A 25,280-nucleotide genomic window follows, 5' to 3' on the forward strand; every position below is an offset into this window, starting at 1 on the left:
TTGTGCGAGAAAACTGCTATGAAGAAGAGAGATTTTCTTAAAAACAAAATATGGATTCCTGTTATTGCTGCATTGGTTATATCTGTGTGCTCAGTATCAGTTTTGGGAGTAGGGGAGACGACGAAAACGGCAGCAGAATCAGCTGTTGTTGCAGAAATTCCTGCATATAGTGGAAGAGACAACTTTGTTCTGAATGACAATGTTCCCGTCTTCACCTCTTTAGAGATCACAGGCAAATCTTATGAGAAATATGGTGAACTTGATGATCTTGGCAGATGCACTCCTGCTATGGCGAGCATTGGCAAAGATCTGATGCCTGCCGAAGAACGTGGCTCAATTGCAGAAGTGAAGCCAAGTGGATGGAATCAGAATAAATATCCGGGACTTGTAAATACGGACCCTCCGTTTCTTTATAACAGATGCCATATGATCGGGTACCAGCTTACCGGAGAGAATGCCAATGAGCGGAATCTGATAACCGGAACCAGATATATGAATGAAGCCATGATTCCTTATGAAAACGAGGTTGCTGACTATATCAGAAACACAGGTAATCATGTGATGTACAGGGTAACTCCGGTATTTGACGGTGATAATCTTTTGTGTGATGGTCTACAGGTTGAGGCAATGTCAGTAGAGGACAAAGGAAAGGGTGTCAGCTTTAATGTGTTCTTCTACAATGTTCAACCGGGAGTGTTCATTGATTATAAGGATGGCAGCAACAAGCCGGATAAGAACTACAGGCCTGAAAATAATGAATCTGAAAATAATGAATCTGATAATGGTACGCGGTCTTCAGTAGAAACAACGCAGACCTATATTGGTAACAAAAATTCTCATGTATTCCACAGACCCGATTGCGACAGCGTATCAGACATGAAAGAGAAGAATAAGGTTATGCTGGAAGGCACTCCGGAAGAAATAGAGAATCAGGGATTTCGTCCTTGCCAGAGGTGCCATCCTAAAGAGTAAATACATACAAGGCGTCAATGATCCTCAGAATAATTGAAGATTATTGGCGCTTTATTACGTTTTATTTTATGAAAACAGTGTAAAAATATGCAGAATAAGTGTGTTTTGCGGCCCAATATTATTTGAGTGATATAAGTGTGATAAAGACGTTGTTAATATATCACCATGAGCAAAACAATTAAGGAACAGAAAAAAAGAATACCGGCTGGACATTTGTTGGACAGGCAGTATTAAGATTATTACATTGTAGATAGATTTCTTAACGGAGGTTGAAGATTATGAGGAATATATTTGAGAGTATCATGGAAGAATTTGGTTTCATAAATACTTCATTATATCACAAGCCTTTTGGAAGACTGGATGCATCAGACTATAGCAGAATCGAGGCAGAGCTTATCAGATTTGCTGATAATGTAGCTGCAAATTGATGCGGAAGGATAATTTAAGAATGGGAAAATCAGTGTAGAACAGGCCAAAATCAGTGATGATGAGGTCTGTTCTTTTGATTATATTTATTCTTTTTCAGATAAATCATTATCACAACATACACGAGGATAGCGAAAGAAGCTCCGGCTATAAGAACTGCATAGTTCTGTTCAAGAATCATTGCTCCGCCAAAGGTATATATAAATATATGCGGAAACCTGCAGATGAATGTCAAAATGATCCAGGTTATCAATTTTTCTTTAGTATGATAGCCTACCCACGCATATGTATCCTTTGGGAGTGGGAGCAGCATGAACAGCATGTGTATTAGAATCGGATTTTTGCCGCTTATATGATTTTCGACTTTACTTATCTTATCTTCTGAAAAAAGAAAGTAGAGCAGCTTTGTGCCAAATGTTTTGCCAAGGATAAATGCTATTGTATTTCCTATTGTTGCTCCGAGATCGCAAATAAGAGCACCTTTGAAACCACCTAGGATAAGTCCGGAAGAAATGTAGAAAGGGGTGCCGGGAATGCAGGTTGAGAGTGTCTGTATTATTATCAGAAGACAGAACATTACCCAGCCAAGGAAACCTCTTGATTCGATGAATTCAGCAAAAGAGTCACGGTCGTTAACAAAGGCTATGATCGGCTGTCCGATGCAGAAATAAACGGCAACCAGAAAAAGAATAATAAACATTACTATAGCAATTTTCTTAATGACTGTCTTCGACATAATATTCCTCTTAAAGCAAAATTGAGATATTATTATTTTATCACATATTTATATATGTCATTTCATCCAATATGGTGTGTGGCAAAAGAAAGGGTGGATTAAAATGATAATCGCACAGTATTTTGTGGAATTCATTTTTTATAGTTTTCTTGGATGGGTATGGGAATCAATATACTGCTCTGTAAATGAGAAAAAGTGGGCAGACAGAGGATTCCTCTTTGGACCAATCTGCCCTATCTATGGTTCCTGTGTAGTAGCAACATCTGCACTTTTCGGACAGATTGATGTTTTGTCGTCTCCGGATTTTCCAATATGGGGCATATTTTTAATCTGCTATATTGGCAGCGCAATAGCGGAATTTGGAACCTCATGGGTGCTGGAGAAGAGATTTCACGCAAGATGGTGGGATTATAGCACGATGCCTCTGAATATTCAGGGCAGAATCTGCGTTCCTGTAAGTATTGCTTTTGGACTTGCGGGAGTTGCTATTGTTAAATATCTTATTCCGACAGTTGAGAGGATGCATACAATGATAAACCCGGGAGTATACGAGTTTCTTGCAATAATCCTTGCAATGCTCTTTGGAGCTGATTATGCGCTTACTGAGGCGAGTCTTTCAGCTCTTCTTAATGATGTTAACAGGATGCATGAAGAGTTTATTGAAAAAGCCCAGTTCGGATATGAAAGGGTGGCAAGCGCACCTAAGCGGCTTGAACAAAAAGTTCTTGAGGGTAAAGAACTTGCTTCGGAGCGTCATGAACAACTGGCAAAGGAATATGCTGAGAAGCTTTCGCTCAACCAGAAAAGAATACTCCTTGGTATAGCGAAGTTCATGCCTAAGGCGAATATGACTTTAGGAATCGAAGAAAGGGAACGTATGGTAATTTCCCTGAAAGAAAAGGTTCGTGAACTGCGAGGAAGGCATAAATAAAAGAAATTGGTTAACGGTACTGGCAACAGACTGGTATGAGTCAAATAAAAACTTGCGTTTATAGATGAGAGTATAATATTGCTAACAATTTGTTTGGAGAAAAAGATGGATTTCGTAGTTAAGCATTTTAATGAGCTCAGTACAAGAGAGCTTTATGAGATATTAAAAACACGATTTGAAATATTTGTTACTGAGCAGGAGTGTATATACCAGGATCTTGACGATAAAGATCAGGATGCAATACATGTATTTTGCTGGAATGATTCCGGAAGAGTTGCCGGATGTCTCAGAGTTTTTTGGAAAGATCATGATGAGGCAGCAGGCGTGGCGCAGATTGGAAGAGTTGTTACTTTGGAGCATGGTAAAGGCATCGGAGGAGCAATGCTTCATCAGGGAGTTGATATAGCTATAAACAGACTTAAAGCACGGAAGATATATCTTGAAGCGCAGGAATATGCCATTGGATATTACGCAAAAGAAGGGTTTAAGGTTGTTTCGGATGTGTTTATGGAGGATGGAATCCCTCATGTGAAGATGGAGCGTATGGTATAGCCTGTTTCTAATTTGGCAGTATGTCCTTTCGTCTTATGTTCCTTCGTATGGAAAGCGTGAAAGGCTGCCATTTGTATTGTGACAAGAGTAAATTCAGGTTGATGATTGCGAGGTGATGAGAAATGAGTTCAATTTTGATTAAGGATACAACACGCGAGGAAAGGGAACGGATCGTTGCTGAATCTATCGGGAATGTAAATGGCTCATGTGATGGCTGCAGTTCTGGGCTTATAGAAATGTATCAGCCCTATATAGATGGTATAAAGGAAATCCGTGAGATAAACATGGAGTTCAGAGCACATTTTGAGTCAGGAATTGATGGCCCTGAGAAGTCAGATTGTGGTTACAAATTATGAAGAAGGTAAGCACTTGATGAGGGAAAAGGTTTTAAATGATGATTATTGATGAGATCAGAACCAGGGAGGAACTGGTAGAACTTGTTAATGAGATTGGCTTTCTGCCATTCTTTTCCTGTAGGATAGATGGATTCTCCCTGGAGGAAAATGTTTCATATGATGCATGGTATCAGGGAAGATGGAAGGGGAGAGTTCATTGGGATGCCTGGGATTGGAAAGGGCAGGTTCTTCAGGGAAAAGAGCTGGTGTATGGAAAGTTTTTTGAGAAGAAGGCCGGATTCATCAGTCTGAAATTATGGCCGGATTTTTGCAACTACCGCAGGGATGGCTATGATTTTGATGCAAGATTCGATGACGGACTTGCAGCATATAAGGATAAGGGAGTGGTTGATTACATCACCGGATCGGGTGCGATGCTGACAAGAGAAATCAAGGACGCTCTAAATTATAAGAAGGGTGGTAATAAAGGCTTTGAAACTGTTATAACAAGGCTCCAGATGCAGACATATGTTGTGCCGGTTGATTACGAATACAGTAAACGGAAGAATGGTGACGAGTACGGTTGGGGCAACTGCCGGTATGATGTCGCTGAAAACTACTGGGGTGAGAAGCTATGCCGTTCAGCATATGAGAGAAGTCCTGAGGAATCACTTTCAAGGATTGTAAAGAATATAAGAAAAGCACTTCCTAAGATGGATGAAGAAGATCTTCGTGCATTGCTAAAGAGATGAGGCCTGGCTTTAGGAAGAAACGTCATTATTCTTTTTTGGGGAATGCAGAGCAGGCCCTGTTCGTTTGTTCAAAAGTATACTTACATCTGAAATCTACTAAAAAGGAAAAATAAACATATCATTTTTGCTGTAATGAGAATTTATTTGAAGACAAAGTAGGATTATATTCGTTATATAAACAAATGAATGCTTCAGATGGAAGTGAGGTGTTAGTAATGAGTGGAAAGAGATTATATAAAAGTAATGATAAAAAGATTTGTGGCGTATGCGGAGGCATTGCAGATTATCTCGGAGTTGATCCTACATTAGTAAGAATTATTTTTTTATTGGCAGTAATGGTTACGGGCGTAGGAATTTTTCCGTACATCCTGGCAGCAATCATAATGGACGATTGTCCTGAAGGCGCAACTACAAGAACAACTTATAAAGAAGGAAACAGTTACTCGGCAAACAATAACTATTATGAATCGGATGAACCTATTGGATTCAAGCCGGAAACAGGAGCTGCAGACGATGGTGAGATCAAGGGGTTCAGCATCTGATCAGGGCATCCGGGAATGAGATAATCTCCCGGTGTCATTAGAGGGGAGAAATATCATGAACAAGATTTTACGAAATGTATTTGCAGCATGTGCAATTGTAGGCAGTATCTTATTATTGGGAGATGCATTGGATGAAGAGAATGCACTCTTAATGTGGGAATGTATAGGAATGTTCCTCATAGGAGTGGGTTATCTGTTCCCGTTAAAACAAGCTGCAAAGTATCTGATGGATAAAGCAGCGGCATTAAAGAAAACAACGGATAATAATGCAGATATTGCATGAAGTAAGAGTTGTAAAATTATTGGCGAAAGCCTTGAATAATTAGGAGGAAAAAGCTATGAATAAGAATTCAAAGTTATTTGCAGTACTGAGTTACATCACATGGATTGGATTTGTGGCTTCGTTTTTGCTTCGTGACAAGAACGATACTCTTGTCAGAAGGCATCTTAATCAGGCACTGGTTATAAATCTGATCTCAACAGCCGGAACATTCCTTGGAAGATATAGTGGACTTTTCGGAATATGTGGAACAATTCTTGATATTGCAGCCCTTGTTCTTTTCATAATGGGTATTGTAAGGGCATTAAGAATGAGCGAGGAGCCACTTCCTTACATAGGCAACATTGCATTGTTTAATTGATGAAAAGAAAAATATAGGAAACGGTAAAGGGCGGTGCGTATAAGATATGCACCGCTTTTTCAATGTAATTTGAAAAAGATTGTTCAAAATGTTTGTTTTTCTATAGCAACAACCGGATATTAATGTTAGTATAAAAAAGATTTAAAAATATAAAGAAAGAGCGCTTGGCGTTTAGGTGAGGAAATGAGAATAAGATAATTTGGCTTGAGTGAACACGATGATTTTTGGATAGCTGCTTACGCAGCTGTTTTGTGTACGCTTAAACTGGATTATCATGCATTTTTAGCCTAACTGTCAAGGTGGGTTTATTTGTGTGAGTCTATTTTGCGTATGCAGAATAGGCTTTTTTGTTGTGAGTACCTGGTGAGCCCGGTACGAGCGTTTTGGAGATAGAAAGTAGGATCAGAACTTTCTTGGTGAATAAGCAGCGAAGCAGGAGGCATATATGCTACAGATTAGGAACTTGACTATAACGCATCGGGGTGACCTGAGGATTATATTGGAAAAATTCAATATGGTGCTAAATGATGGAGATAAAGCGGCAATAATTGGGGAAGAGGGAAATGGCAAATCAACCCTTATGAAGTGGATTTATGATCCGTCAATTGCAGAAGAATATACAGAATGTGAGGGGGATAGAATAATGACCGGAGAGGTACTGGGGTATCTGCCACAGGAATTACCGGAAACAGACAAGGCGAAGACACTCTATGAGTATTTTTCAGAGGCACAGCTTTTTTATGATAAGAATCCAAAAGAATTATCCGAGATGGCAATGGAATTCCAAGTGCCATGCGATTTCTTTTACAGCGATCAGGAAATGGGGAGTCTGTCAGGCGGAGAGAAGGTTAAAGCTCAGCTAATGCGACTTTTGATTGATAAGCCGACAGTGCTTTTGTTGGATGAACCATCAAACGATATAGATATAAGTACGCTGGAACTGCTTGAAAGACTTATAAATGGGTGGAAACACATAGTTCTTTTTATATCTCATGATGAGACGCTCATTGAGAATACTGCAAATGTGATAATCCACATCGAACAGATCATGAGGAAAACCAAGAGCAGATACGCTGTGGTAAGAGACAATTATAGAAACTATATCGAAAAAAGGGCTGAGAATTTTGAGAGGCAGGAACAGCAGGCTATCAATGACAGGAAAGAGAAGAAGCGCCGTGATGAAAAGTATGCAAGGGTATATAACAGCGTGGACAAAGCTCTTACAAACATCTCCAAGGGAGCGCGTGATTCGGAAGCAAAAAATCTCAAAGACAAGATGCACACCGTAAAGGCTATGGGGAAGCGTTTTGAGAAAGAAGATGAGAAGATGACAAAAATGCCGGAGCAGGAAGAGGCAATATTCTTTAAGCTGGGAGATGAGAATGCCAGGATGCCGGCTGGCAAAACTGTTATTGAGTATGAACTTGATGAGCTTCGAACTCCGGATGGTACAAAAGTTCTTGCAAAAGATATTTTTCTTAGAGTCAAAGGCCCTGAGAAAATCTGTATTGTTGGCACTAACGGAGTTGGAAAGACAACACTTCTAAGGAGGATGGCAGAGGAACTTCTTTGTAGGAAAGATTTGAAAGCACAGTACATGCCACAGAACTATGAGGAGATGCTTGATCTTGATGCTACTCCGGTGGAGTTTTTGGATGATACAGGAGATAAGGCAGTGAGGACTCGCATAAGGACTTATTTGGGCTCACTTAAATATACTGCTGATGAAATGGATCATTCCATAAAAGATCTATCAGGGGGACAGAAAGCAAAGATATTACTTTTAAAGATGAGTCTGTCGGATGCAAATGTTCTGATATTGGATGAGCCAACGCGAAACTTTTCGCCGCTTTTGGGTCCTGTTATCAGGAAGATGATAGCTTCTTTCCCCGGAGCGGTTATCAGCATTTCGCATGATAGAAAGTATATAGAGGAAGTTTGTACTAAGATATATACATTAACTGAGGATGGCCTTAAATAAGTATTTTTGAAAATGATATAAGAATTGGAGGAGATATTGCATGAATTATTTTATAGAAGGATTACAGGGAAGCGGTAAGAGCACACTTGTTAAGAAACTTTCCGGGAAATATCCTGATTATAAGGCTATATGCGAAGGCGAATATTCGCCTGTTGAACTTGCGTGGTGTGCTTATGTGAACAAAGAAACATATAGTGATATCCTTGAAAAATACAATGACATCCGAAGTGAAATCGTGGAGAAGAGTTTTGCAGAAGATGATCACATGATCATTTGCTATACGAAGATCATTACGGATATTCCGGGTTTTCATAAAGATCTGGAAAAGTATGAGATCTATAACGGTAATCTGGATTCGGGAAGCTTTAAGGATATTGTACTGAGAAGAATTCATAACTGGAACAGTGATAATAATATTTTTGAGTGCTCACTTTTTCAAAATATTGTCGAGGATATGATACTTTTTCAAAAAAAGAATGACCGGCAGATCATAGATTTCTATGAGAAAGTTAAGGATGTGCTTGAAGGAAAAGAGTACCGGATAATGTATCTTTGGACAAAAGACATAGCATCAAATATAGATGTTATTAGAAAAGAGAGAACAGACGACAAAGGAAACGAGATGTGGTTTCCAATGATGCTGGGATATTTTGATAATTCGCCTTATGCCAAAGAAAAAGGGTTGTCAGGTACAGAGGACTTGCTTGAACATTTTAGACACAGGCAGGAGCTTGAAATCAGAATCTGCAAGGAGATTTTTGATGGACATTACACATTGCTGAAGTCGAAAGAATATCCCCTGGAAATTGAAAAAGCAGGGACATATTTTTAATTTGCTAAAAATGTTAATTATACTGGGGAAATATGCGAATCTTATGATTTAATGTATTGCTTTCAAAAGTTATACTCATCTTAGAAACACACACAGTAGTAAAGGAGGTTTCGGATGAATGATAATAAGCTTTTGAAATACCTGATACTTGCAGCTCTTGTTATTTATGTTGTATCACCGGTAGATTTTTTGCCCGGACCTGTTGATGACGTGATAGCAATTCTCTTGTACATGGCATCAAACAAGAACAACTTCAAGATTATTAAAAAGGATGAAAATATCGGAACGGTAGATATAGACGGGAGAGATATTTATTGAAATATCTGCATTTGTATTGGTGGAAAATTATCTGATCAAGAAGGGTGCTCGTTTGGATGATTTGGGAAAAAATCCAAGCGAGGCCCTTTTTTACCGTTATTGCTTATCGGGTTTTAAGATATAATATTTGTATAATTGGATTTCATTACCATGATCAACGTGAAGAGAAGGAACTGCAAATATTTAAGACGATTGAAGATTGGTTGGATGCCTAAAGAAGGAGGGAAATTATGGATACAAAAAAGATTAAGATCACATTCAATTCTCCGGTAACATTGGGATTCATATTTATATGTTTTGCAATATTGGTGGTGAACTTTATTACGGCTGGATTTACTAATCAGCTCCTTTTTATGACATATCATTCATCATTATCATCCCCTCTTACATATGTGCGGCTGTTCACTCATGTTATGGGACATAGCGGTTGGGAGCATTTTATCAGTAATGCTTCATATATACTGCTCCTTGGACCGCTATTGGAGGAAAAATACGGCGGAAAGAATATGATAATGGTTATCCTGATAACAGCTATTGTTACCGGACTGGCAAATTATATCCTGTTTCCCAATACCGCACTTTGTGGCGCGAGCGGAGTCGTATTTGCGTTTATCCTCATGACATCATTTACAAGCTTCAAACAGGGAGAAATCCCGCTGACATTTATACTGGTTACAATAGTCTTTATAGGGCAGCAGGTTTATGAGGGAATCTTTTTGCAGGATGATATTTCAAATCTGACACATATCCTTGGTGGAGTTGTCGGATCTGTTGTGGGCTATAAGCTTAACGGGAAAAGATGATCATAACACCAAAAGTTACTGAAAAAGAAAAATAAGCATATTTTTTTTGCTGTAAATTGAATTTATCTGAAGACAAAGGTGGATTATATTCGTTATATAAACAAGAGAGCATTTTTGAAGAAAGAGTAGGTGCAGATCACCGTACCGGTGAGATTAAAGCTGCAAGAAAGGTGTCAGTTATGAATGGAAAGAGGTTATACAAAAGTAACGATAAAAGAATCTGTGGTGTATGCGGAGGAATCGCAGAATATTTCGGAATTGACCCGGTTATTGTAAGGCTCATATGGGGCATTCTGGCATTTGCATGGGGAACCAGCATAGCAGTATATATAGTTCTTGCATTTATAATGGATGATGCTCCTGATTACATTGAATCAAACGAAAACGGGTATGATGAATCAAGGAATATCGAAGAAAAGACAGTCATCAATGCAGAACCGGTTGGTTTCAGACTTAACAATGGAGTTAAGGAAGAAATCTACCGTTGATATAGATAAAAATAATAAAAAATTCTAAGTTATGCTGCGAAAACGCAGAAAGGAGAAAAATGAATATAACACTTGAGGCAATTGAAAAGGTAATGGAACTTACAGGAGTTGAGTACAAGGCTGCTAAGGAGGCCCTTGAGAAGACTGAGGGCAACGTTGATGAGGCAGTAAAGCTTATTCAGCCTGCTACAAAGGACATCGGTGAAGACATTAAGAACCTCATGGATAATCTTAAAAAGACCGTTGAGGAAGGAAATGTTGACAGAATCCAGATCAAGAAGGATGACGAGATTGTACTTAGTGTTCCTGTAAATGTAGGAATCATCGGTGGTATCCTCGGTCTTGCAGCAGCACCCTGGGCGCTTATTGCAGGATCTGTAGCAGCATTCGGTCTTGGATGCAAGCTTGTTGTTGTGAAGAAAGATGGTACAACAGACGAAGTTAAGTAAAACTGAATATTTTATATTCCCGGAGTTTTGATTTTTTCAATACTCCGGGTTTTTTTACGTTATAATATTATAGATTCCTGAATGTCTTCAAAAATTCAGGAATCGCAAGAAGTCATACAACATAGTATTGTTGAAATTCTGGAATAGGTAACAGCTCAAAACGATTTATGCCAAAAGGTATTTGTGGAGTGAAAAATGCTTACAAATAGTGAGATTAAGGAAATTGCGATAAGACAATCTGCAGAAGATATCGGCTGTAAAGCGGAGGATTTTTTGTCCGGGAAAAATATCGTTTGTCGATTCCGTTTAGGGAAAAATGCCCGCAGGTATTATAAAGAGCCAATTGCCTGTAACTTTGTTTCTTATGGCAATAATGTGGTTGCTGCTGCAACGGATGAAGTGGCGGATTTGGTCTCGGAATATATCAAAAAATATGAGTTTTATCATCTTTTAGAGACTCCAAATATGCACTGGCTTGGAGAAAGACTCGCAGAACGTGGATATAAGGTATGTTTCATGGCGGAGTATTACCTTCCTGAAGTAGAAAGGATTCCTGATCTGGAATGTGCCTATGAAACAAGGATACTGGGGCAGGAGGATTTTGAGGGGTTATATCTTCCTGAGTGGAGTAACGCTCTATGCAGTGACCGTAAACAATTGGATGTTCTTGGAATCGGTGCTTATGACAACGACAGGCTGATTGGGTTTGCAGCATGTTCTGCAGACTGTGATGAGATGTGGCAGATAGGCGTCGATGTTCTTCCTGATTACAGGCAGAAGGGAATTGCATCCGCACTTACAAGCAGGCTTGCAAAAGAAATTCTTAGCAGAGGGAAGGTGCCTTTTTACTGTTCTGCATGGTCAAATATCAGATCAGCGGGAAATGCAGTTAAAAGCGGTTTTATTCCTTCATGGGTTGAAATGACGGTAAAACCTGCAAGAACAGTTGATGAGATGAATTAAAGAGATTGTGTGAAAAGGGTTAAATTTGGTGAGGTTGATAACAAATGAGTAAGAAAATAGCAGTTCTTTTCCCGGGGATAGGGTATCATTGTGACAAGCCACTGCTTTATTATTCCAGGAAGCTGGCTAAGCAGTATGATTATCGGATAAAAGAAATACAATATGATTTTGACGGTGAAATACTTGATGTGAAGAATAATAAGGCTCGTATGATGGAAGCTATAGAGGAATTCACTCTACAGGCAAAAGATCAGCTCTCAGAGATTTCTTTTGAAAAATATGACAATATTGTTTTTGTCGGAAAGAGTATTGGAACAGCAATTGCTGCGCGGCTTGCAAGTAAAAAAGATTTACCGGTAAGGCAGGTAGTTCTCACACCGGTTGAAGATACTCTTAAGAATCTTCCTAAGGAGGATGTAGTAGTTTTTCATGGATTAAGTGATCCATGGTGTGAGAATGACATTGTAGAAGATGCGCAGAAAAAAATTGGATTTGAACTTCATCTTATCGAAGATGCGAATCATTCTCTTGAAACGGGAAATGCATTAAAGGATATAAATATTTTGAAGGAAGTGATAAGGAGAGTTGATGAGTATTTGTCTTATAGTAAGATAACTTCATAAATACTATAAGATAAAAAGGCGCTTCGCTGTGGATACACATCGGTACTAAAGGGATATCATTGAGTTTTATGAGGATAGCGACGGATGTTTTTTAAGAAGAAAACTGCTAAGAAATCATACGATAAAGAAAATAAAAGACCGGTAATTAAGGCCAGTATATGCAATGGTGAGCAGGTTGCCGGTTTTCAGGATATCCATACAGGGATATTTGAAGAAGTCATGCTGATAAGAAATGCTGAAGATCTGTTTCAATTTAAGAATGAGTATGGAATCGATGGGAACATAGAGAAGATTTACTGAGGCTTCCTATGAAAATATTGAGAAAACCTATTCTGTATTAATATAAAAAAATGAGTAAGGGTACTGCCGGGGGTTAAGCCCCGGGCAGTACCCTTATAATGTGATAAGTATCATGCATGTGCAAGTTGTCTTCCAAGATCTTCACACAAAGATATGGCATCCTCATCAGGAGCGCTATTTGCAATTACTCCTTCACCGCCGATTATAGAAGCGCCGGCACTAACGAGTCTGTCCTGCCAGTCTCTCATCCATTGACCATCTCCCCAACCATAAGAACCAAACAATGCGACTTTCTTTCCGTTACATTTTGTTTCATAATCTGCCATGAAGGGTTCTACAGTTCCCTCTTCAAGCACTTCTGCACCCATAGCAGGGCATCCAAAAGCGATTACTGATTCATTTGCAGCATCTGATGGACTGAGAGAATCAAATGTAGTTACCTCAGCTTCACCACCTGCACTTCTGATACCATCCGCAACAGCATCGGCCATCGCCTGTGTATTTCCGCTTCCGCTCCAAAAAACAACCTTAACTTTACTCATACTTTTACTCATCCTTTCTTAGCATGTGATAGAATTGGCAATGCTTATGAAAAAGAAGTTAGCATATGCTAACTTCTTTTTCAATATATGTATCTGATAATAATTCTCGTATGCCTTTTTAAGACATCATGTAGCGGGAAAGCTGTAATAAAACCTTATAAAAAAGAAAACAGCTCTTGAAAAAATGGTTAGTTGATGCTAACATATAATTCGAATGATAATTTTTATCATGACCAAAGTCGATAGATGTAAGCCCGTTTTATGCGGGTTTATATTTTAAAACCAAGTTAGCAATAACTAACTTGTTGAAAGGGAGAGGGACAATGGGGGATCAGATGCTAATCAGGTTATGTTCACCAACACTGGCCGGGTTAAAGACCGGGAATCTTTTTACCGTGGATATTGATGATCGTGAGAAGTTTAACAGTGAAGTCCGTGAGTTTAACAGCAGACTTTCAGGAAAAGGAATACGTATGATTCCTGTAAAGTATTCTGAGGGATATGTGCTTATTTATCTGTACAGACCGGCCTTTTTGAAAAGAGATCTTGCAAATGAGGAAGCATGTAGGATTTTGAAGGAAAAAGGATATTCCTACAGAAATGCTGATCAGTGTGTAGCTGAACTTGCAAAGCATTTGGCAAAGGATCCGTCTTTTCCTCACGAGATAGGCCTTTTTCTTGGTTATCCTGTCGCAGACGTAAGGGGATTCATGAAAAGCCCTGAGGAGGGCGTGAAGTATACGGGATTCTGGAAGGTTTACGGTGACAAGGATGCTGCACTTAAAACTTTTGATAAGTATAAAAAGTGTACGGAAATTTACAGCAAGGCCCATAGGAACGGAATATCACTGGAGCAGCTTACAGTTGTGAGCTAAGGAGGCAGGAGGATGGACAATGTGAAAATAGTCGAAGCTTTAAAAGAAAGCGGGATGAGAGTTACTAAACAGAGAATGATTGTCGCAGATGTTATTGCGGATAATGACGGAGCCAGCTGTAAAGATATCTGCTGTATTGTGCGTCATAAGGATTCCTCAATTGGTGTTGCCACTGTATACCGAATGATCAAAGCACTTGAGGATATCGGAGTTATAGAACGAATAGACATGATAAAGCTTAGATGAGGAAAATGAACCTCAAGTCTGCTATAATTAGAAACCGAGGGGAAAAAAGGTTTGAAAAAGGAGATTTGGGGTAATGAAGAAAAAGAAACTATTAAAGGTACTGGGTATCGTTGCGGGGGTGATAGTGGTCCTGGCAATAGGCGGATCTGTTGCTATGGGCGGATATATATGTGATCAGATTCTGTATCAGAACAGAAACAATGACACTATTTCTAATAGCGTTAAACAGCTTGAGGTCTATGGATATGATCTTGATGGTTTTTATAAAAAGTATACAGGAGAAGATATAAGCGCAGAAGCTGAAGACGGAAACATTGTGCCTGCAACATATTTTGACAACGGAAGTGATGAATGCGTAGTTCTTGTTCATGGAGCAGGCGGTGACCGCGTAGCTGTATACCCTCAAGCAGAAGCATATCTTGACAGAGGTTATGATGTTATAGCGCTTGACCAAAGGGGAAGCGGAGTTAATCCCGATCCCAAGGTTACATTTGGAATTCATGAAAAGCGTGATGTAAAGGCACTTGTTAAATATGCAAGAGAGAATCTTGGTAATGATAAAGTTATTGTGCATGGCCAGTCCATGGGCGGAATGACAACTGCATTATATGCATCAGATGTTACGCCCGGAGATGTTGATGCAGCAGATGCAGTAATCTGTGACAGCCCTGTTCCCGGAATGGAGGCATTTTTGAGACTAATGTTTGGAGATGGTCCGGAGGGGGCATATTCTGGAATGAGTAATTATCTCATTGCGGTAACTAAAACCTATATGAAGCTGTTTCACGGCATTGATTTTGCAGATGGTGACACAGTAAAAGTCGTTCAAAACGATAAACTTCCTACGATGATAGTTGTCTCCGATAAGGATGAGGTATGTCTTCCTGAGATGGTTGAGGAAGTATACGATAATGTTGGAAGCGATATCAAGACGGAGGTTCACGTTGATAGTGCTCACATAGAAGGCATAATCGATGATAAGGATTATTATATGGAGCAGGTACGTGCCTTCCTTGAGCCTTTGGGACTATACTGACAAATAAGGGGTAAATTCATTTTAGATTATTACAACATTTATATTTTTAGATCATTATGAGAGAATCGACAAATGCTCTGCCGTTAAATATAGCGGTAGAGTGTTTTTTTGTTTATAATGTAAGGGTTGTGCACTCCAAATCATGTTTGTAAATGCTTTGGAGTGAAGATGAAATGGGTTTTTGGCGGTAGGTTAAGAAATGCGTGCTAAGAAAATTATTGAATTCATATATGACTGGCTCAACGACTTAAGTATCAAGAACAAGCTGTTTCTTGTTCAATAGGAAATTCCTCCGAATTTCCTATTGAACAAAAAACGCTCCGCTATGGATGCGCACTCGCGCGTAAGGTATATGTTGCATAAATGCAACCGCGCTCGGCGCGAGCATGTTGCGAGCAACATGCTTTTTTATGAACCAGAAATATGTAGTATACTAATCATATGAATTGCACGATAAAACTTAGTAAAGAGGAAAATATGAAGAAAGATAATATTATACTTATTGGAATGCCGACTTCAGGTAAGAGCACCATGGGTGTTGTACTTGCAAAAATACTTGGATACAACTTCGTTGATGCAGATCTGGTGATACAAAAGCGGGAAGGGAAAAAGCTATCCGAAATCATCGAAGAACAGGGAATTGAGAGATTCATTGAGATTGAGAACAGAATTAATTCAGAGATTGAGGAAGAAAAGAGCGTCATTGCTACCGGGGGTAGTGTGGTTTACGGAAAAGAGGCAATGGAGCATTATAAGAATATCGGTAAGATTGTCTATCTTAAGCTTGATATGGAAGAACTGACAAACCGTCTCCATGATGCTAAGCAGCGAGGCGTAGTAATGAAAGAAGGCCAGACACTTTCATCTCTTTATGATGAGAGAAGCTCACTTTATGAAAAATATGCAGACATTACTATTGATGAAAAAAATCATAACCTTGAGGAAGTGGTAGAGCTTACCCTGGAAGCGCTTGGGATGAATTGATAATAGATGAGGAGGTATCTTATGGCGAAATGTGTAAATTGCGGAAGAGAATTAGAAGGTAATGAGAGATTTTGTCCCAATTGTGGAAGTCCCATAGGGAATGGTAACAGCTCGAATGATATCGCAGAATTGACACAAGCAATAAAGCTTCTTGTATTCGAGAACAGGACTCAAAACGAGAAGATCATTAAGCTATTGGATAATCAGAACAAGATGATCTGTGAACTTGGAAAAATGGTGGCAACCATTTCCAAGTACCAGATTGTAAATACCATATTCAAGGATTAAGCATCAGAAATCCTTTTTAAATGAAGAATAAAAATGAAGCAGCTACGAGACCGGCTAGTATCGAAAATGATATTATGCCGGTTGCTTTTTCTTTTACGGTCTCTGTATCTATATAACGATTATTAAAACGAACTGTATCTATAATCTTAGGTGAAGCTTCCTTTGCAAAAACATTTTTTGTATTATTATTATTTCGCATTGATCCATCCTCCCATAAACACTAAATATTTATTAGTTATTTCAACATTTAGTGGTTTTAAAAGATTATATATACAACATATAAAAACTTTATAAACTTGATGGAAAAATACTATTAAATTACAAAATACTAAAATAGGTATTGAAATTTTTATTTTTTTGGAGAAAAGAAATGGTAGAATGATGATAAATATCTATGTTTTCTGAATATAATAAGAAAAAATTGAAAATTATCTTTCATTAAGGACCCGCTTATAGTAATATTATAAACGGATTCCCAAATGATCCTCTATTATATAGTTCCCTCTATATAACTTGGTCCAGCCTATGGCTGGATCATTATATGAAAAATCAATCAGGTTCCCTCACGGTAAGGTTCTTAGAGAAGTTTCCCAAATGTTCCTCAATTCATATACCGCTCTGAATGACTTTCTTCGACAATCAATATATCACATATCAAAATGCGGTGCTTGGACGCTTTTATGCCTATAAGCCCACCTTTTTCCCCTTGGATAAAACCTATATTCCGACTAAATCTCCCTTTGATTACCCCTTGATTTTGACTAAAGGAAAGCATTCATTTGCCTGCAAGGGTGCAACAAAAAAGGAGAGTAATAAACTCTCCTCAATAAACAAAAGTTGATATCTGTATAGACGTTGCCGGATCATGTTCCATACCCGAGCATAAGATCAAATCGTCCTTCTTCTTTTTGTATTTTTTCCAATAGACTCTGCCAATCACCGAGGCTCTCCAGACATCTCTGCCAGAAGTAGATGCCAAAAAGCATGACAGCCTCTTCTTTTCGGTATGAGAATTTGTGCGAATCAAGGTCTAAAGCAAGATAAACATCAGTGTTGTTATAGTCCTCTTCGGAAACATATAACATATCGAGAATATTATAGTAAAGCATGCCAAGATTTGCTTCTTCCTCAGTCGGAGCATTAACCTTAAATTTCTTCAGCTCTTCGAGAGTGTCATAAAGAATTCCTTCTGTTTTTTCATCATTAAGAATCTGCATGACCATCTTATCTACAGCTGCCTGCTCAATTTCGGTTTCGCTTATAAAATGCCTGTATACAAATGGTGCAACCTTTTCAAGGGAATCCTTACCCATTACTCCGTAATTGAACATATCACGGTTTTGCATATAAAATTTGTAGCATTTTAAAATCTTCTCAATATTTTTATAGGTCTTTTTATCGTAATTAACATTAAATAGTCCACCGGACAGTTCTATAAGCCTTTTTGCACGTGTTTCTTTCACATTCTCTTCCCCACATTTCAAAATTCTCCCCTCAAATTTGTCAAATGTAAGTGTGACAATAAATTAACATAAATTATAACATAATGAAAAAAGGTTTGTAAATTTTTTGCGAAATAATTTTAACAAAAATGTAATATTTATTCGTAATGATATTTTTATATGAAAATTTCATAACTTACACTAAATATAAATAAAACGTGTTAGCATATAATTATTCCTTAGTTTATAGAGGAGGTATATTATGCGTTTATTCATAGCGATTGTCCTTGATGAAAACATGACTGATGCGCTCACGGAGATGCAGGATGATCTGATGAGGGTTGGAGTGAAGGGCGGATATACAAGGCCCGAGAATCTTCACATAACCCTTGCGTTTCTCGGAGAAAATGATGAACCGGAAAAGGTTGAGGAGATAATGCGTGATGTGCCGCTTAGGGCTTTTACTATAAAAGTATCGGGAACTCGCCGGTTTAAGGATATGGTTTTTGCCAATGTCGAGGAAAACCGGGATCTTCATGATTATGTAAAGCGTTTACGAAAAGCACTGTCAGATAATGATATAAGTTATGATATGAAAAAATTCATGCCACATATTACTCTTGTAAGGAGAGCATCGGGCAACAAGGAGTTTCCGGTGCAGTATGAGATAGATACTGAAGAATCCATGAGAGTAAAGGGGATATCTCTTATGAAATCCGAACATGGAAAGCATGGAATGGTTTATACTGAAATTGCCTATGTGAGGGCATTTTAATAACTGTTAATAGAGAAAGGATTTATACAATTAAGAATATGGATAACCGTATTGAATGGGCAAGAAACCGGGATGATCTGGTGCTTGCCATAAAAAAGCTGGGATTTCCGGAGGCCCTTGGAGAACAGATAGCCAAGATGCTTGGGAGTCCGAAGGCTATGCAAAGGATGATGGCATATTTGTACAATGTTAAACCCGGGACAGCGGAACTTATTGTTGACGAGGCGCTTGCAATCTGCAGTGATGTAGACAGATGGAAGGATAAAAAGGCTGCGGAAGAGGCAAATGCCAGATATAATGAAATTTTGTATTACGGCTTGGGAGATGAATGATGAAAATTTATGTTGATTTTGATGATTGCCTGTGTGAGACAGCAAAGGCTTTTTCTGATATTGCGGGGAGACTGTTTGGCAAAGATGTTCCTTATGAGAAGATGAAGTATTTTAATCTTCAAAAGACGTTTGATCTTAATGATAGTGAGTATGAACAACTTATGGCAGAAGGACATTGTTCAGATGTTCTTTTAGCATATGAAGAAACACCGGGAGCATCCAGGGTACTAAATGAACTGATCGATCTTGGACATGAGGTTTATATTATTACGGGAAGACCGCTTATTACCTATGAGAGTTCCAGAAAATGGCTTGATGACCATGGACTTTCGAGGGTAAAGCTGTTTTTTCTGAATAAATACGGCAGAGACTTTTTTTACAAAAACGGTGAGTTCAATCTTGAACTGGAGGATTTCTATAAGATGAAATTTGATTATGCAGTTGAAGATTCACCAATGGCATTTAAATATTTTGATCATTTGCCTGAGCTTAAGGTCATGGTGTTTGATAGGCCATGGAACAGGGATTGCGAGTTCCCCGGGGACAATTATTTCAGAAGCCCTGATTGGAAGTGGATAAGGGAACAGATAATATAATGCTTGCAATATTCTCCATAATTGATGTAAAATACCGAATGTTCGCCCTTTGGGTGATTAAATACGAATATTAAAAAGAGGAATCATTTAAGATTACAATTTCAATTATAGGAGAAAGATTGTGACTAAAGACGAATTTTTGAAGAATCTTCTTTCGGAAGGTTTTATATGTGAGAAATCCGGGCAGTATCCTACGGTAGTTTGTGAAGCTGATGAGGTTAAAAAGGTGGCAGGAAAAGTTAAATCAATTGCCAAAGACAAAGGATATACATCATCCTTTGCTATCAAAAGCATACGCGAGGGGATGGAACTTATCTCCAAGGACGGCGAGATTTCAAGGATCGTAGCCGTAGAGGATGATGAACCCGAAACAAAAGAACAACCAATAGCAATAGCGGAACCTATACCGATGACAGCAATGACAGAGGATGCAACTGCATAAAAGGGAAAATGAAGAAGAAAAAAACGGAAACACTGAAAAACAGTAGGTTCCGTTTTTTTTAGTTTAATAGTATAATTTTAATTGTATTCTGCTAAATCATGAGCTAATTGTATGAAGACGGGGGCAAAGCAAAAATGATTACAGAATTCAGGAAGGTAAAAGGTTTTGTAGGGATAAGGAAGAAAAAAACATATGTTGGACAATATCGAAGTATTTACACAGAGCAGCATAAGGGTAAAATGCAGTTCCGGAACTATATATGTGGATCCTTTTCGAATGAAGGAAGAGCCTCATGATGCGGATTATGTACTGATAACACATGGACATTCGGATCATTTTTCTATAAAGGATATCCGAAAGGTGATAAAGGCTACAACGACCATTGTTGTTCCCGTGAGATTAGAGGATGATGCAAAAGAACTGGCACCTGAAGTAAAGGACATAATTACCTTAAAGCCCGGTATTTATAAGGAAATAAGCGGACTTGAGCTGGAGACGGTTCCTGCATATAACACCGTCAAACCTTTTCATCCAAAGCGTGCTGAGTGGGTAGGATATATCCTCAGAGTAGATGGGAAGAGAGTTTATATAGCAGGCGATACAGGCCTTACAAAGGAATCAAAGCTTGTAAAGTGCGATATTGCTCTTGTGCCTGTAGGCGGTACGTATACCATGGATGCAAAAAAAGCTGCAGATCTTATAAACACAATTCGTCCGGAGTATGCCATACCTACACATTATGGAAGTATAGTTGGCAAAAAGACTGACGGACAGACCTTTGCCGGATATGTAAAGAGCCCTGTTATGGTTATAGAGAAAATACAGTATTTTGAATAATAGTATGATTTACCAAATAAAAATCCCGGGAAGGTTTAAGGAAATACCTTTTCGGGATTTTGTGTAGTTGTGCTTTAATTTGCAAAATCCGGGAATCTATCAACAAAATAATGGAAAGATGGACTATTCTGATGTATTTTAGTTATAAGAAAAGATGAACTGATCGGAGGAGGGCACAGCATGGAAATTACAGCTAAATTAGAGGGTCTTATTGAAAAAGCAAAGAGTGACAAGAGTCTTAAGGAAAAGCTTCTTAATACGAGAGAGTCTGAAAATCCAATTGCTGATTTTTGTGATATAGCAACTCAGAACGGTTTTCCTATGACGGTAATGGATATAGTTAATCAGGGAGAAGAGTTTTATGCGGAAATAAAGCGCAGCACAAACGGTGGTGGAGAAAACTCACCTGATCTTGATTTCCAGAATGATGAATACTCCATTTTTATGATGAGGCTTAAGGATCTGTAAATCATAGTAAATAAATATCAGGAAACGCCGGCTATTTTCATAGGAGAATAGTCGGCGTTTCTTGATTTAAATTAATTTTTTTAATGACCTACAACCTGGTAATCTTTGTTCCAGATAAGCTCAAGCCCGTCAAAAAGATAGGTGAGCTTTCCATCAGGATATAGGCTGATGAACTTACTTGTGATATCGGACGGATTATCCTTGGAATTGTAGAAAACACCGCCAATATCATTGTACCCCTGCCTGTCATAAACAAAACCGTCAATAGTGATCTTAGAAGGAAATGTTGATAAATCTGGCATGATCTGACTCCTTTATAATACTTATGGGTTGTCGTATCTTTGTGGGACATTCTAGCACATAATTGCCTAATTGTAATTGATTAAAATTAATTTAAAGTAAAGCATTGAGGTAAGCGGATTCCGGGAGAATTAACTTGCAGCCTATGACAAAATTAATGTATTTTTGCGTTTGGGGAGATATGTAATAATGTTTATTTGTGGTCGTTATTTCCTATCTATATTGACATGATATATTATGTGTACTAGAATTGAGTGCAATTGAATAACTATCTTCAGGGCAGGGTGTAATTCCCTACCGGCGGTATAGCCCGCGAGCCATTTGGCATGATTCGGTGAGATTCCGAGGCCGACAGTATAGTCTGGATGAGAGAAGAGTTTTGCTTATGATTAGGTATCCCTGGGAATATTTATGTTCTCGGGGATTTTTGTTGTTTGGGAGCCATATAAATTCATGAAGCGTATGACATGTCTTGGATAGGAATATTCAAGACATTTTTTTTTGGAGGAGACCTATGAATGATGAGTTTTATATGAAGAGGGCGCTTGAACTTGCAAGGAAAGGCGCAGGCTTTGTCAACCCCAATCCAATGGTGGGCGCGGTGATCGTAAAGGATGGAAAAATAATCGGAGAGGGGTATCATGAACGCTACGGTGAGCTGCATGCGGAAAGAAATGCTCTTAAGAACTGCAGTGAAAGTCCAAAAGGCGCGACTATGTATGTAACGCTTGAACCATGCTGTCACTATGGAAAAACACCGCCTTGTACTGAGGCAATAATTGAAAACGGCATAAGCCGGGTGGTTGTGGCATCACTTGATGTAAATCCACTTGTTGCGGGGAAAGGTATAAAGATTCTGGAGGAGCACGGAATATCAACATCTGTGGGGATTCTTAAGGAAGACGCTGACAATCTGAATAAGGTCTTCATCAAATATATTCGTACACGACTTCCATATGTGGTTATGAAATATGCAATGACTTCCGATGGCAAAATTGCGACAAAAACCGGAGCTTCAAAATGGGTAAGCTCGGAGGAATCAAGAAAGAACGTGCACAGGCTCCGCAGCAGACTTTCGGCAATTATGGTAGGAGTCGGAACAGTTATTTCGGACGACCCGCTTCTGACCTGCAGAATATCTGCTGATAGCGAAAATTCCGGAAATGAATACAGAAATCCCATAAGAATAATCTGCGATACAAACTTTTCCACTCCGATGGATGCACATGTGGTTTTGGATGCAAAAAACAATAAAACAATAATAGCAACCTGCTCAGAGGATGAAAGAAGGCAAGACTATTTTGAAAAAATGGGATGCGAGATTATCAGGGTATCAAAAAAAGACGGAGTAATAGATTTAAAAGAGCTCATGCAAATCTTAGGAGAAAGAGGAATAGACAGCATTCTTCTTGAAGGAGGAGCTACGCTCAATTACAGTGCGCTAAATGCTCAGATAGTAGATGAAGTACAGATATATATTGCACCGAAGGTATTTGGAGGTCATGCAAAGAGTCCTGTTGAGGGTACGGGAATAGAGATACCCGGTGATGCATTTTTACTTTCGCCGAGAAATGTATCCATGATAGGACAGGATGTTCTTATAGAAAACGAGGTGATTTATCAGTGTTTACAGGCATAATCGAGGAGATCGGCAAAATCAGGGCTGTTTCCCGTGGAAGCGCTAAAAGCCAGCTTGTGGTAGGGGCAAGGAAGGTTCTCGAAGATGTTCATCTTGGGGACAGTATTGCGGTAAACGGCGTGTGCCTTACTGTTATCAGCTTTGATAAAGAGAGCTTTACAGTGGATGTTATGAATGAGACTTACTTAAGATCAAGTCTTGGAAATCTTAGGATTGGAAATGAAGTGAATCTGGAAAGGGCAATGGCAGCAGGCGGACGTTTCGGAGGACATATAGTTTCGGGACATATTGACGGAACAGGAAGAATAAAGGGAACGAGAAAAGACGGAAATGCAGTGTGGTACGAAATAATAGCAGATAATAGCATTCTTAAGGGAATTGTTGAAAAGGGATCAATAGCTATAGACGGAATAAGCCTGACTGTTGCAGCAGTTACACCGATAAGTTTTTCAGTATCAATAATACCACATACTCTGGAACAGACTATTCTTAAGGATAAGCGCGCGGGAAGTACGGTTAACCTTGAGAACGATATTATCGGGAAATATGTTCAGGCTTTCCTTACAAAGCCAAATGACAATAATGAAAAAATATGGGAGGTATTGTATGGATAAAAAATTAGTGGAGCAGGCGCTTGAAGATTTACGACAGGGAAAAATCGTACTTGTTATGGATGACGAGAACCGGGAGAACGAGGGTGATCTTATATGTGCAGCTGAATTTGCATCTACGGAAAATGTGAATTTCATGGCTAGTAAAGGAAAGGGGCTTATCTGTATGCCTGTCAGCGGAAGGATTGCAGGAACGTTGGGACTTAATCCCATGGTTGATATCAACACGGATAACCATGAAACGGCTTTTACAGTATCTGTTGATTATAAAGAGACAACTACCGGCATTTCAGCAGCTGAGAGAGGTCTTACAGCCAGGATGATGGTTTCTGGCAAGGCAGATGCAGCTGATTTTAGAAGACCGGGGCATATGTTTCCGCTTGTCGCAAGAGAAGGAGGAGTACTTGTAAGAGGAGGGCATACCGAGGCAACCGTTGACCTGATGAGACTTGCAGGACTTAAGGAGTGTGGCCTTTGCTGTGAGATCATGTCAGAAGACGGAACCATGATGAGGCGAAAGGAGCTTGAGGCATTTGCTAAAGCAGAAGACCTTACCATGATTACTATCGCTGATATAGCAGAATACAGGAAAATCTATGAGAAGCTTGTCGAATGCGTATCTGTTGCGAAGATGCCGACGAAATACGGCTTTTTTACGGCTCACTGCTACATTAACAGGATTACCGGCGAGCATCATGTGGCGCTTGTGAACGGTGATATAGGAGACGGAAGAGATGTCCTTTGCAGGGTTCATTCCGAGTGCCTTACGGGAGACGTATTTGGATCCATGAGATGCGACTGTGGGCAGCAGCTGGAAAAAGCGATGGAAATGATCGCCAGGAACGAGCGAGGAATTCTTTTGTATATGAGGCAGGAGGGAAGAGGCATCGGACTTGTTAATAAGCTTAAGGCATATAAACTGCAGGACGGTGGCATGGATACTCTTGATGCAAACATAGCGCTGGGCTTTCCCGGAGATCTGAGGGAATACTACGTAGGTGCGCAGGTTTTAAAGGATCTGGGGGTTCGCTCACTTGAACTTTTGACCAATAATCCGGACAAGGTATATCAGCTTGAAGATTACGGGATGAAGATAAACAAGCGTGTTCCCATTGAGATAGAAGCAAATAGATTTGACATCTTTTACTTAAAGACAAAAAAGGCGAGAATGGGACATCTTCTAAGAGTTTGACCGGGTAATGGATCCGGCAGCTAAATATTGT

General features: G+C 39.1%; 37 protein-coding genes and 1 riboswitch. Of the genes, 32 read left to right on the forward strand and 5 right to left on the reverse strand.

Going from position 1 to position 25,280, the window contains the following annotated elements; translation table 11 throughout:
* Window positions 1-18 precede the first annotated feature (18 nt).
* Window positions 19-972, forward strand: coding sequence for a DNA/RNA non-specific endonuclease (locus tag BV60_RS0104555; protein ID WP_029319816.1), 954 nt, complete (start codon window positions 19-21; stop codon window positions 970-972).
* Between the two features lie 278 nt (window positions 973-1,250).
* Window positions 1,251-1,400, forward strand: coding sequence for a hypothetical protein (locus BV60_RS23115; RefSeq protein WP_156035979.1), 150 nt, complete (start codon window positions 1,251-1,253; stop codon window positions 1,398-1,400).
* 50 nt (window positions 1,401-1,450) lie between these two features.
* Here the strand turns inward: BV60_RS23115 and BV60_RS0104565 are convergent, their stop codons facing one another.
* Window positions 1,451-2,134 carry a TVP38/TMEM64 family protein gene (locus BV60_RS0104565; RefSeq protein WP_029319818.1) on the reverse strand — a complete coding sequence of 228 codons (684 nt, stop codon included), beginning with the start codon at window positions 2,132-2,134 and terminating at the stop codon, window positions 1,451-1,453.
* Window positions 2,135-2,237: 103 nt separating this feature from the next.
* Between BV60_RS0104565 and BV60_RS0104570 the strand changes: the two genes are divergently transcribed.
* From BV60_RS0104570 to BV60_RS0104650, 16 genes are all read left to right on the forward strand, one after another.
* Entirely contained in the window at window positions 2,238-3,065 is an 828-nt protein-coding gene (locus BV60_RS0104570; protein ID WP_029319820.1) for a putative ABC transporter permease, read from the forward strand.
* Window positions 3,066-3,170: 105 nt separating this feature from the next.
* The gene (locus BV60_RS0104575; protein WP_029319822.1) at window positions 3,171-3,617 is read left to right on the forward strand and encodes a GNAT family N-acetyltransferase; all 447 of its coding nucleotides are present in this window, start codon (window positions 3,171-3,173) and stop codon (window positions 3,615-3,617) included.
* Between the two features lie 122 nt (window positions 3,618-3,739).
* Complete coding sequence (locus BV60_RS0104580) at window positions 3,740-3,973, forward strand: hypothetical protein (RefSeq protein ID WP_029319825.1); 234 nt, start codon at window positions 3,740-3,742, stop codon at window positions 3,971-3,973.
* Window positions 3,974-4,008: 35 nt separating this feature from the next.
* Complete coding sequence (locus BV60_RS0104585; protein ID WP_029319828.1) at window positions 4,009-4,704, forward strand: AlkZ-related protein; 696 nt, start codon at window positions 4,009-4,011, stop codon at window positions 4,702-4,704.
* A 215-nt stretch (window positions 4,705-4,919) separates the two neighbouring features.
* Complete coding sequence (locus BV60_RS24175; protein WP_035777077.1) at window positions 4,920-5,246, forward strand: PspC domain-containing protein; 327 nt, start codon at window positions 4,920-4,922, stop codon at window positions 5,244-5,246.
* A gap of 55 nt (window positions 5,247-5,301) precedes the next feature.
* Window positions 5,302-5,529 (forward strand): hypothetical protein, encoded by a 228-nt coding sequence (locus BV60_RS0104595; protein WP_029319830.1) that lies wholly within the window; start codon window positions 5,302-5,304, stop codon window positions 5,527-5,529.
* A 55-nt stretch (window positions 5,530-5,584) separates the two neighbouring features.
* Window positions 5,585-5,887 (forward strand): hypothetical protein, encoded by a 303-nt coding sequence (locus BV60_RS0104600; protein WP_029319832.1) that lies wholly within the window; start codon window positions 5,585-5,587, stop codon window positions 5,885-5,887.
* A gap of 445 nt (window positions 5,888-6,332) precedes the next feature.
* Window positions 6,333-7,868 carry an ATP-binding cassette domain-containing protein gene (locus BV60_RS0104605; protein WP_029319834.1) on the forward strand — a complete coding sequence of 512 codons (1,536 nt, stop codon included), beginning with the start codon at window positions 6,333-6,335 and terminating at the stop codon, window positions 7,866-7,868.
* 40 nt (window positions 7,869-7,908) lie between these two features.
* Window positions 7,909-8,700 (forward strand): hypothetical protein, encoded by a 792-nt coding sequence (locus BV60_RS0104610; RefSeq protein ID WP_029319835.1) that lies wholly within the window; start codon window positions 7,909-7,911, stop codon window positions 8,698-8,700.
* Between the two features lie 114 nt (window positions 8,701-8,814).
* The gene (locus BV60_RS0104615) at window positions 8,815-9,018 is read left to right on the forward strand and encodes a hypothetical protein (RefSeq protein WP_029319837.1); all 204 of its coding nucleotides are present in this window, start codon (window positions 8,815-8,817) and stop codon (window positions 9,016-9,018) included.
* A 230-nt stretch (window positions 9,019-9,248) separates the two neighbouring features.
* Window positions 9,249-9,821, forward strand: a complete 573-nt coding sequence (locus BV60_RS0104625) for a rhomboid family intramembrane serine protease (protein WP_029319839.1) — start codon at window positions 9,249-9,251, stop codon at window positions 9,819-9,821.
* 56 nt (window positions 9,822-9,877) lie between these two features.
* Window positions 9,878-10,309 (forward strand): PspC domain-containing protein, encoded by a 432-nt coding sequence (locus BV60_RS24490; RefSeq protein ID WP_330376193.1) that lies wholly within the window; start codon window positions 9,878-9,880, stop codon window positions 10,307-10,309.
* A 59-nt stretch (window positions 10,310-10,368) separates the two neighbouring features.
* On the forward strand, window positions 10,369-10,758 hold the full coding sequence (locus BV60_RS0104635; protein WP_051656520.1) for a DUF4342 domain-containing protein: 390 nt from the start codon (window positions 10,369-10,371) through the stop codon (window positions 10,756-10,758).
* Window positions 10,759-10,953: 195 nt separating this feature from the next.
* A complete protein-coding gene (locus BV60_RS0104640) occupies window positions 10,954-11,721 on the forward strand; it encodes a GNAT family N-acetyltransferase (protein WP_029319845.1) in 768 nt (255 codons plus the stop codon).
* Window positions 11,722-11,765: 44 nt separating this feature from the next.
* Window positions 11,766-12,344, forward strand: a complete 579-nt coding sequence (locus BV60_RS0104645) for an alpha/beta family hydrolase (protein ID WP_029319847.1) — start codon at window positions 11,766-11,768, stop codon at window positions 12,342-12,344.
* Window positions 12,345-12,428: 84 nt separating this feature from the next.
* Entirely contained in the window at window positions 12,429-12,644 is a 216-nt protein-coding gene (locus BV60_RS0104650; RefSeq protein WP_029319849.1) for a hypothetical protein, read from the forward strand.
* A gap of 110 nt (window positions 12,645-12,754) precedes the next feature.
* On the opposite strand, the gene BV60_RS0104655 is transcribed toward BV60_RS0104650, so the two are convergent.
* Window positions 12,755-13,186: a flavodoxin gene (locus BV60_RS0104655; RefSeq protein WP_029319851.1), complete on the reverse strand. Its 432-nt coding sequence runs from the start codon at window positions 13,184-13,186 to the stop codon at window positions 12,755-12,757.
* A 323-nt stretch (window positions 13,187-13,509) separates the two neighbouring features.
* Here BV60_RS0104655 and BV60_RS0104660 point away from each other — a divergent pair, with 323 nt between their 5' ends.
* The 5 genes from BV60_RS0104660 to BV60_RS0104680 all read left to right on the forward strand — a co-directional run bounded on the left by BV60_RS0104660 (window position 13,510) and on the right by BV60_RS0104680 (window position 16,615).
* Entirely contained in the window at window positions 13,510-14,061 is a 552-nt protein-coding gene (locus tag BV60_RS0104660; protein WP_029319853.1) for a DUF3793 family protein, read from the forward strand.
* A gap of 12 nt (window positions 14,062-14,073) precedes the next feature.
* On the forward strand, window positions 14,074-14,307 hold the full coding sequence (locus BV60_RS0104665; protein ID WP_029319855.1) for a Fur family transcriptional regulator: 234 nt from the start codon (window positions 14,074-14,076) through the stop codon (window positions 14,305-14,307).
* A gap of 73 nt (window positions 14,308-14,380) precedes the next feature.
* Window positions 14,381-15,343 carry an alpha/beta hydrolase gene (locus BV60_RS0104670; RefSeq protein WP_029319857.1) on the forward strand — a complete coding sequence of 321 codons (963 nt, stop codon included), beginning with the start codon at window positions 14,381-14,383 and terminating at the stop codon, window positions 15,341-15,343.
* A gap of 477 nt (window positions 15,344-15,820) precedes the next feature.
* Window positions 15,821-16,327, forward strand: a complete 507-nt coding sequence (locus BV60_RS0104675) for a shikimate kinase (RefSeq protein ID WP_029319859.1) — start codon at window positions 15,821-15,823, stop codon at window positions 16,325-16,327.
* A 21-nt stretch (window positions 16,328-16,348) separates the two neighbouring features.
* Window positions 16,349-16,615, forward strand: a complete 267-nt coding sequence (locus BV60_RS0104680; RefSeq protein ID WP_029319860.1) for a zinc-ribbon domain-containing protein — start codon at window positions 16,349-16,351, stop codon at window positions 16,613-16,615.
* 16 nt (window positions 16,616-16,631) lie between these two features.
* Here BV60_RS0104680 and BV60_RS0104685 read toward each other — a convergent pair whose 3' ends face one another.
* Together BV60_RS0104685 and BV60_RS0104695 are read right to left on the reverse strand one after the other, a co-directional pair.
* A complete protein-coding gene (locus tag BV60_RS0104685; RefSeq protein ID WP_029319862.1) occupies window positions 16,632-16,814 on the reverse strand; it encodes a hypothetical protein in 183 nt (60 codons plus the stop codon).
* Window positions 16,815-17,478: 664 nt separating this feature from the next.
* Window positions 17,479-18,099: a hypothetical protein gene (locus BV60_RS0104695; RefSeq protein ID WP_029319863.1), complete on the reverse strand. Its 621-nt coding sequence runs from the start codon at window positions 18,097-18,099 to the stop codon at window positions 17,479-17,481.
* A gap of 220 nt (window positions 18,100-18,319) precedes the next feature.
* Between BV60_RS0104695 and thpR the strand changes: the two genes are divergently transcribed.
* The 6 genes from thpR (at window position 18,320) to BV60_RS0104725 (ending at window position 21,507) form a co-directional block, all read left to right on the forward strand.
* Window positions 18,320-18,832 (forward strand): RNA 2',3'-cyclic phosphodiesterase, encoded by a 513-nt coding sequence (thpR, locus tag BV60_RS0104700; RefSeq protein WP_029319865.1) that lies wholly within the window; start codon window positions 18,320-18,322, stop codon window positions 18,830-18,832.
* 38 nt (window positions 18,833-18,870) lie between these two features.
* Window positions 18,871-19,164 (forward strand): hypothetical protein, encoded by a 294-nt coding sequence (locus BV60_RS0104705; RefSeq protein ID WP_029319867.1) that lies wholly within the window; start codon window positions 18,871-18,873, stop codon window positions 19,162-19,164.
* Window positions 19,164-19,760: a 5' nucleotidase, NT5C type gene (locus BV60_RS0104710; RefSeq protein WP_029319869.1), complete on the forward strand. Its 597-nt coding sequence runs from the start codon at window positions 19,164-19,166 to the stop codon at window positions 19,758-19,760. The genes BV60_RS0104705 and BV60_RS0104710 overlap by 1 nt, the downstream gene beginning before the upstream one ends.
* Before the next feature lie 121 nt (window positions 19,761-19,881).
* Window positions 19,882-20,202, forward strand: coding sequence for a hypothetical protein (locus BV60_RS0104715; protein WP_029319871.1), 321 nt, complete (start codon window positions 19,882-19,884; stop codon window positions 20,200-20,202).
* Between the two features lie 192 nt (window positions 20,203-20,394).
* Window positions 20,395-21,039: an MBL fold metallo-hydrolase gene (locus BV60_RS0104720; RefSeq protein WP_029319873.1), complete on the forward strand. Its 645-nt coding sequence runs from the start codon at window positions 20,395-20,397 to the stop codon at window positions 21,037-21,039.
* Window positions 21,040-21,219: 180 nt separating this feature from the next.
* Entirely contained in the window at window positions 21,220-21,507 is a 288-nt protein-coding gene (locus tag BV60_RS0104725) for a Nif11-like leader peptide family natural product precursor (protein WP_029319875.1), read from the forward strand.
* An 80-nt stretch (window positions 21,508-21,587) separates the two neighbouring features.
* On the opposite strand, the gene BV60_RS0104730 is transcribed toward BV60_RS0104725, so the two are convergent.
* Entirely contained in the window at window positions 21,588-21,809 is a 222-nt protein-coding gene (locus tag BV60_RS0104730) for a hypothetical protein (protein ID WP_029319877.1), read from the reverse strand.
* A gap of 264 nt (window positions 21,810-22,073) precedes the next feature.
* Window positions 22,074-22,188, forward strand: a riboswitch (FMN riboswitch).
* A gap of 133 nt (window positions 22,189-22,321) precedes the next feature.
* On the opposite strand from BV60_RS0104730, the gene ribD reads away from it, so the two are divergent.
* Genes ribD through BV60_RS0104745 form a run of 3 tightly spaced genes read left to right on the forward strand, consistent with a single transcriptional unit; the run spans window position 22,322 to window position 25,249 of the window.
* Entirely contained in the window at window positions 22,322-23,446 is a 1,125-nt protein-coding gene (ribD, locus tag BV60_RS0104735) for a bifunctional diaminohydroxyphosphoribosylaminopyrimidine deaminase/5-amino-6-(5-phosphoribosylamino)uracil reductase RibD (RefSeq protein ID WP_029319879.1), read from the forward strand.
* Window positions 23,431-24,060, forward strand: a complete 630-nt coding sequence (ribE, locus tag BV60_RS0104740) for a riboflavin synthase (RefSeq protein WP_029319881.1) — start codon at window positions 23,431-23,433, stop codon at window positions 24,058-24,060. The genes ribD and ribE overlap by 16 nt, the downstream gene beginning before the upstream one ends.
* A complete protein-coding gene (locus tag BV60_RS0104745; RefSeq protein WP_029319883.1) occupies window positions 24,053-25,249 on the forward strand; it encodes a bifunctional 3,4-dihydroxy-2-butanone-4-phosphate synthase/GTP cyclohydrolase II in 1,197 nt (398 codons plus the stop codon). Before ribE ends, BV60_RS0104745 begins: the two co-directional genes overlap by 8 nt.
* The last annotated feature ends 31 nt before the right edge of the window (window positions 25,250-25,280 follow it).

Origin of the sequence: Butyrivibrio sp. AE3004 (genome assembly GCF_000703165.1) — a bacterium.
Lineage (GTDB): Bacteria > Bacillota > Clostridia > Lachnospirales > Lachnospiraceae > Butyrivibrio.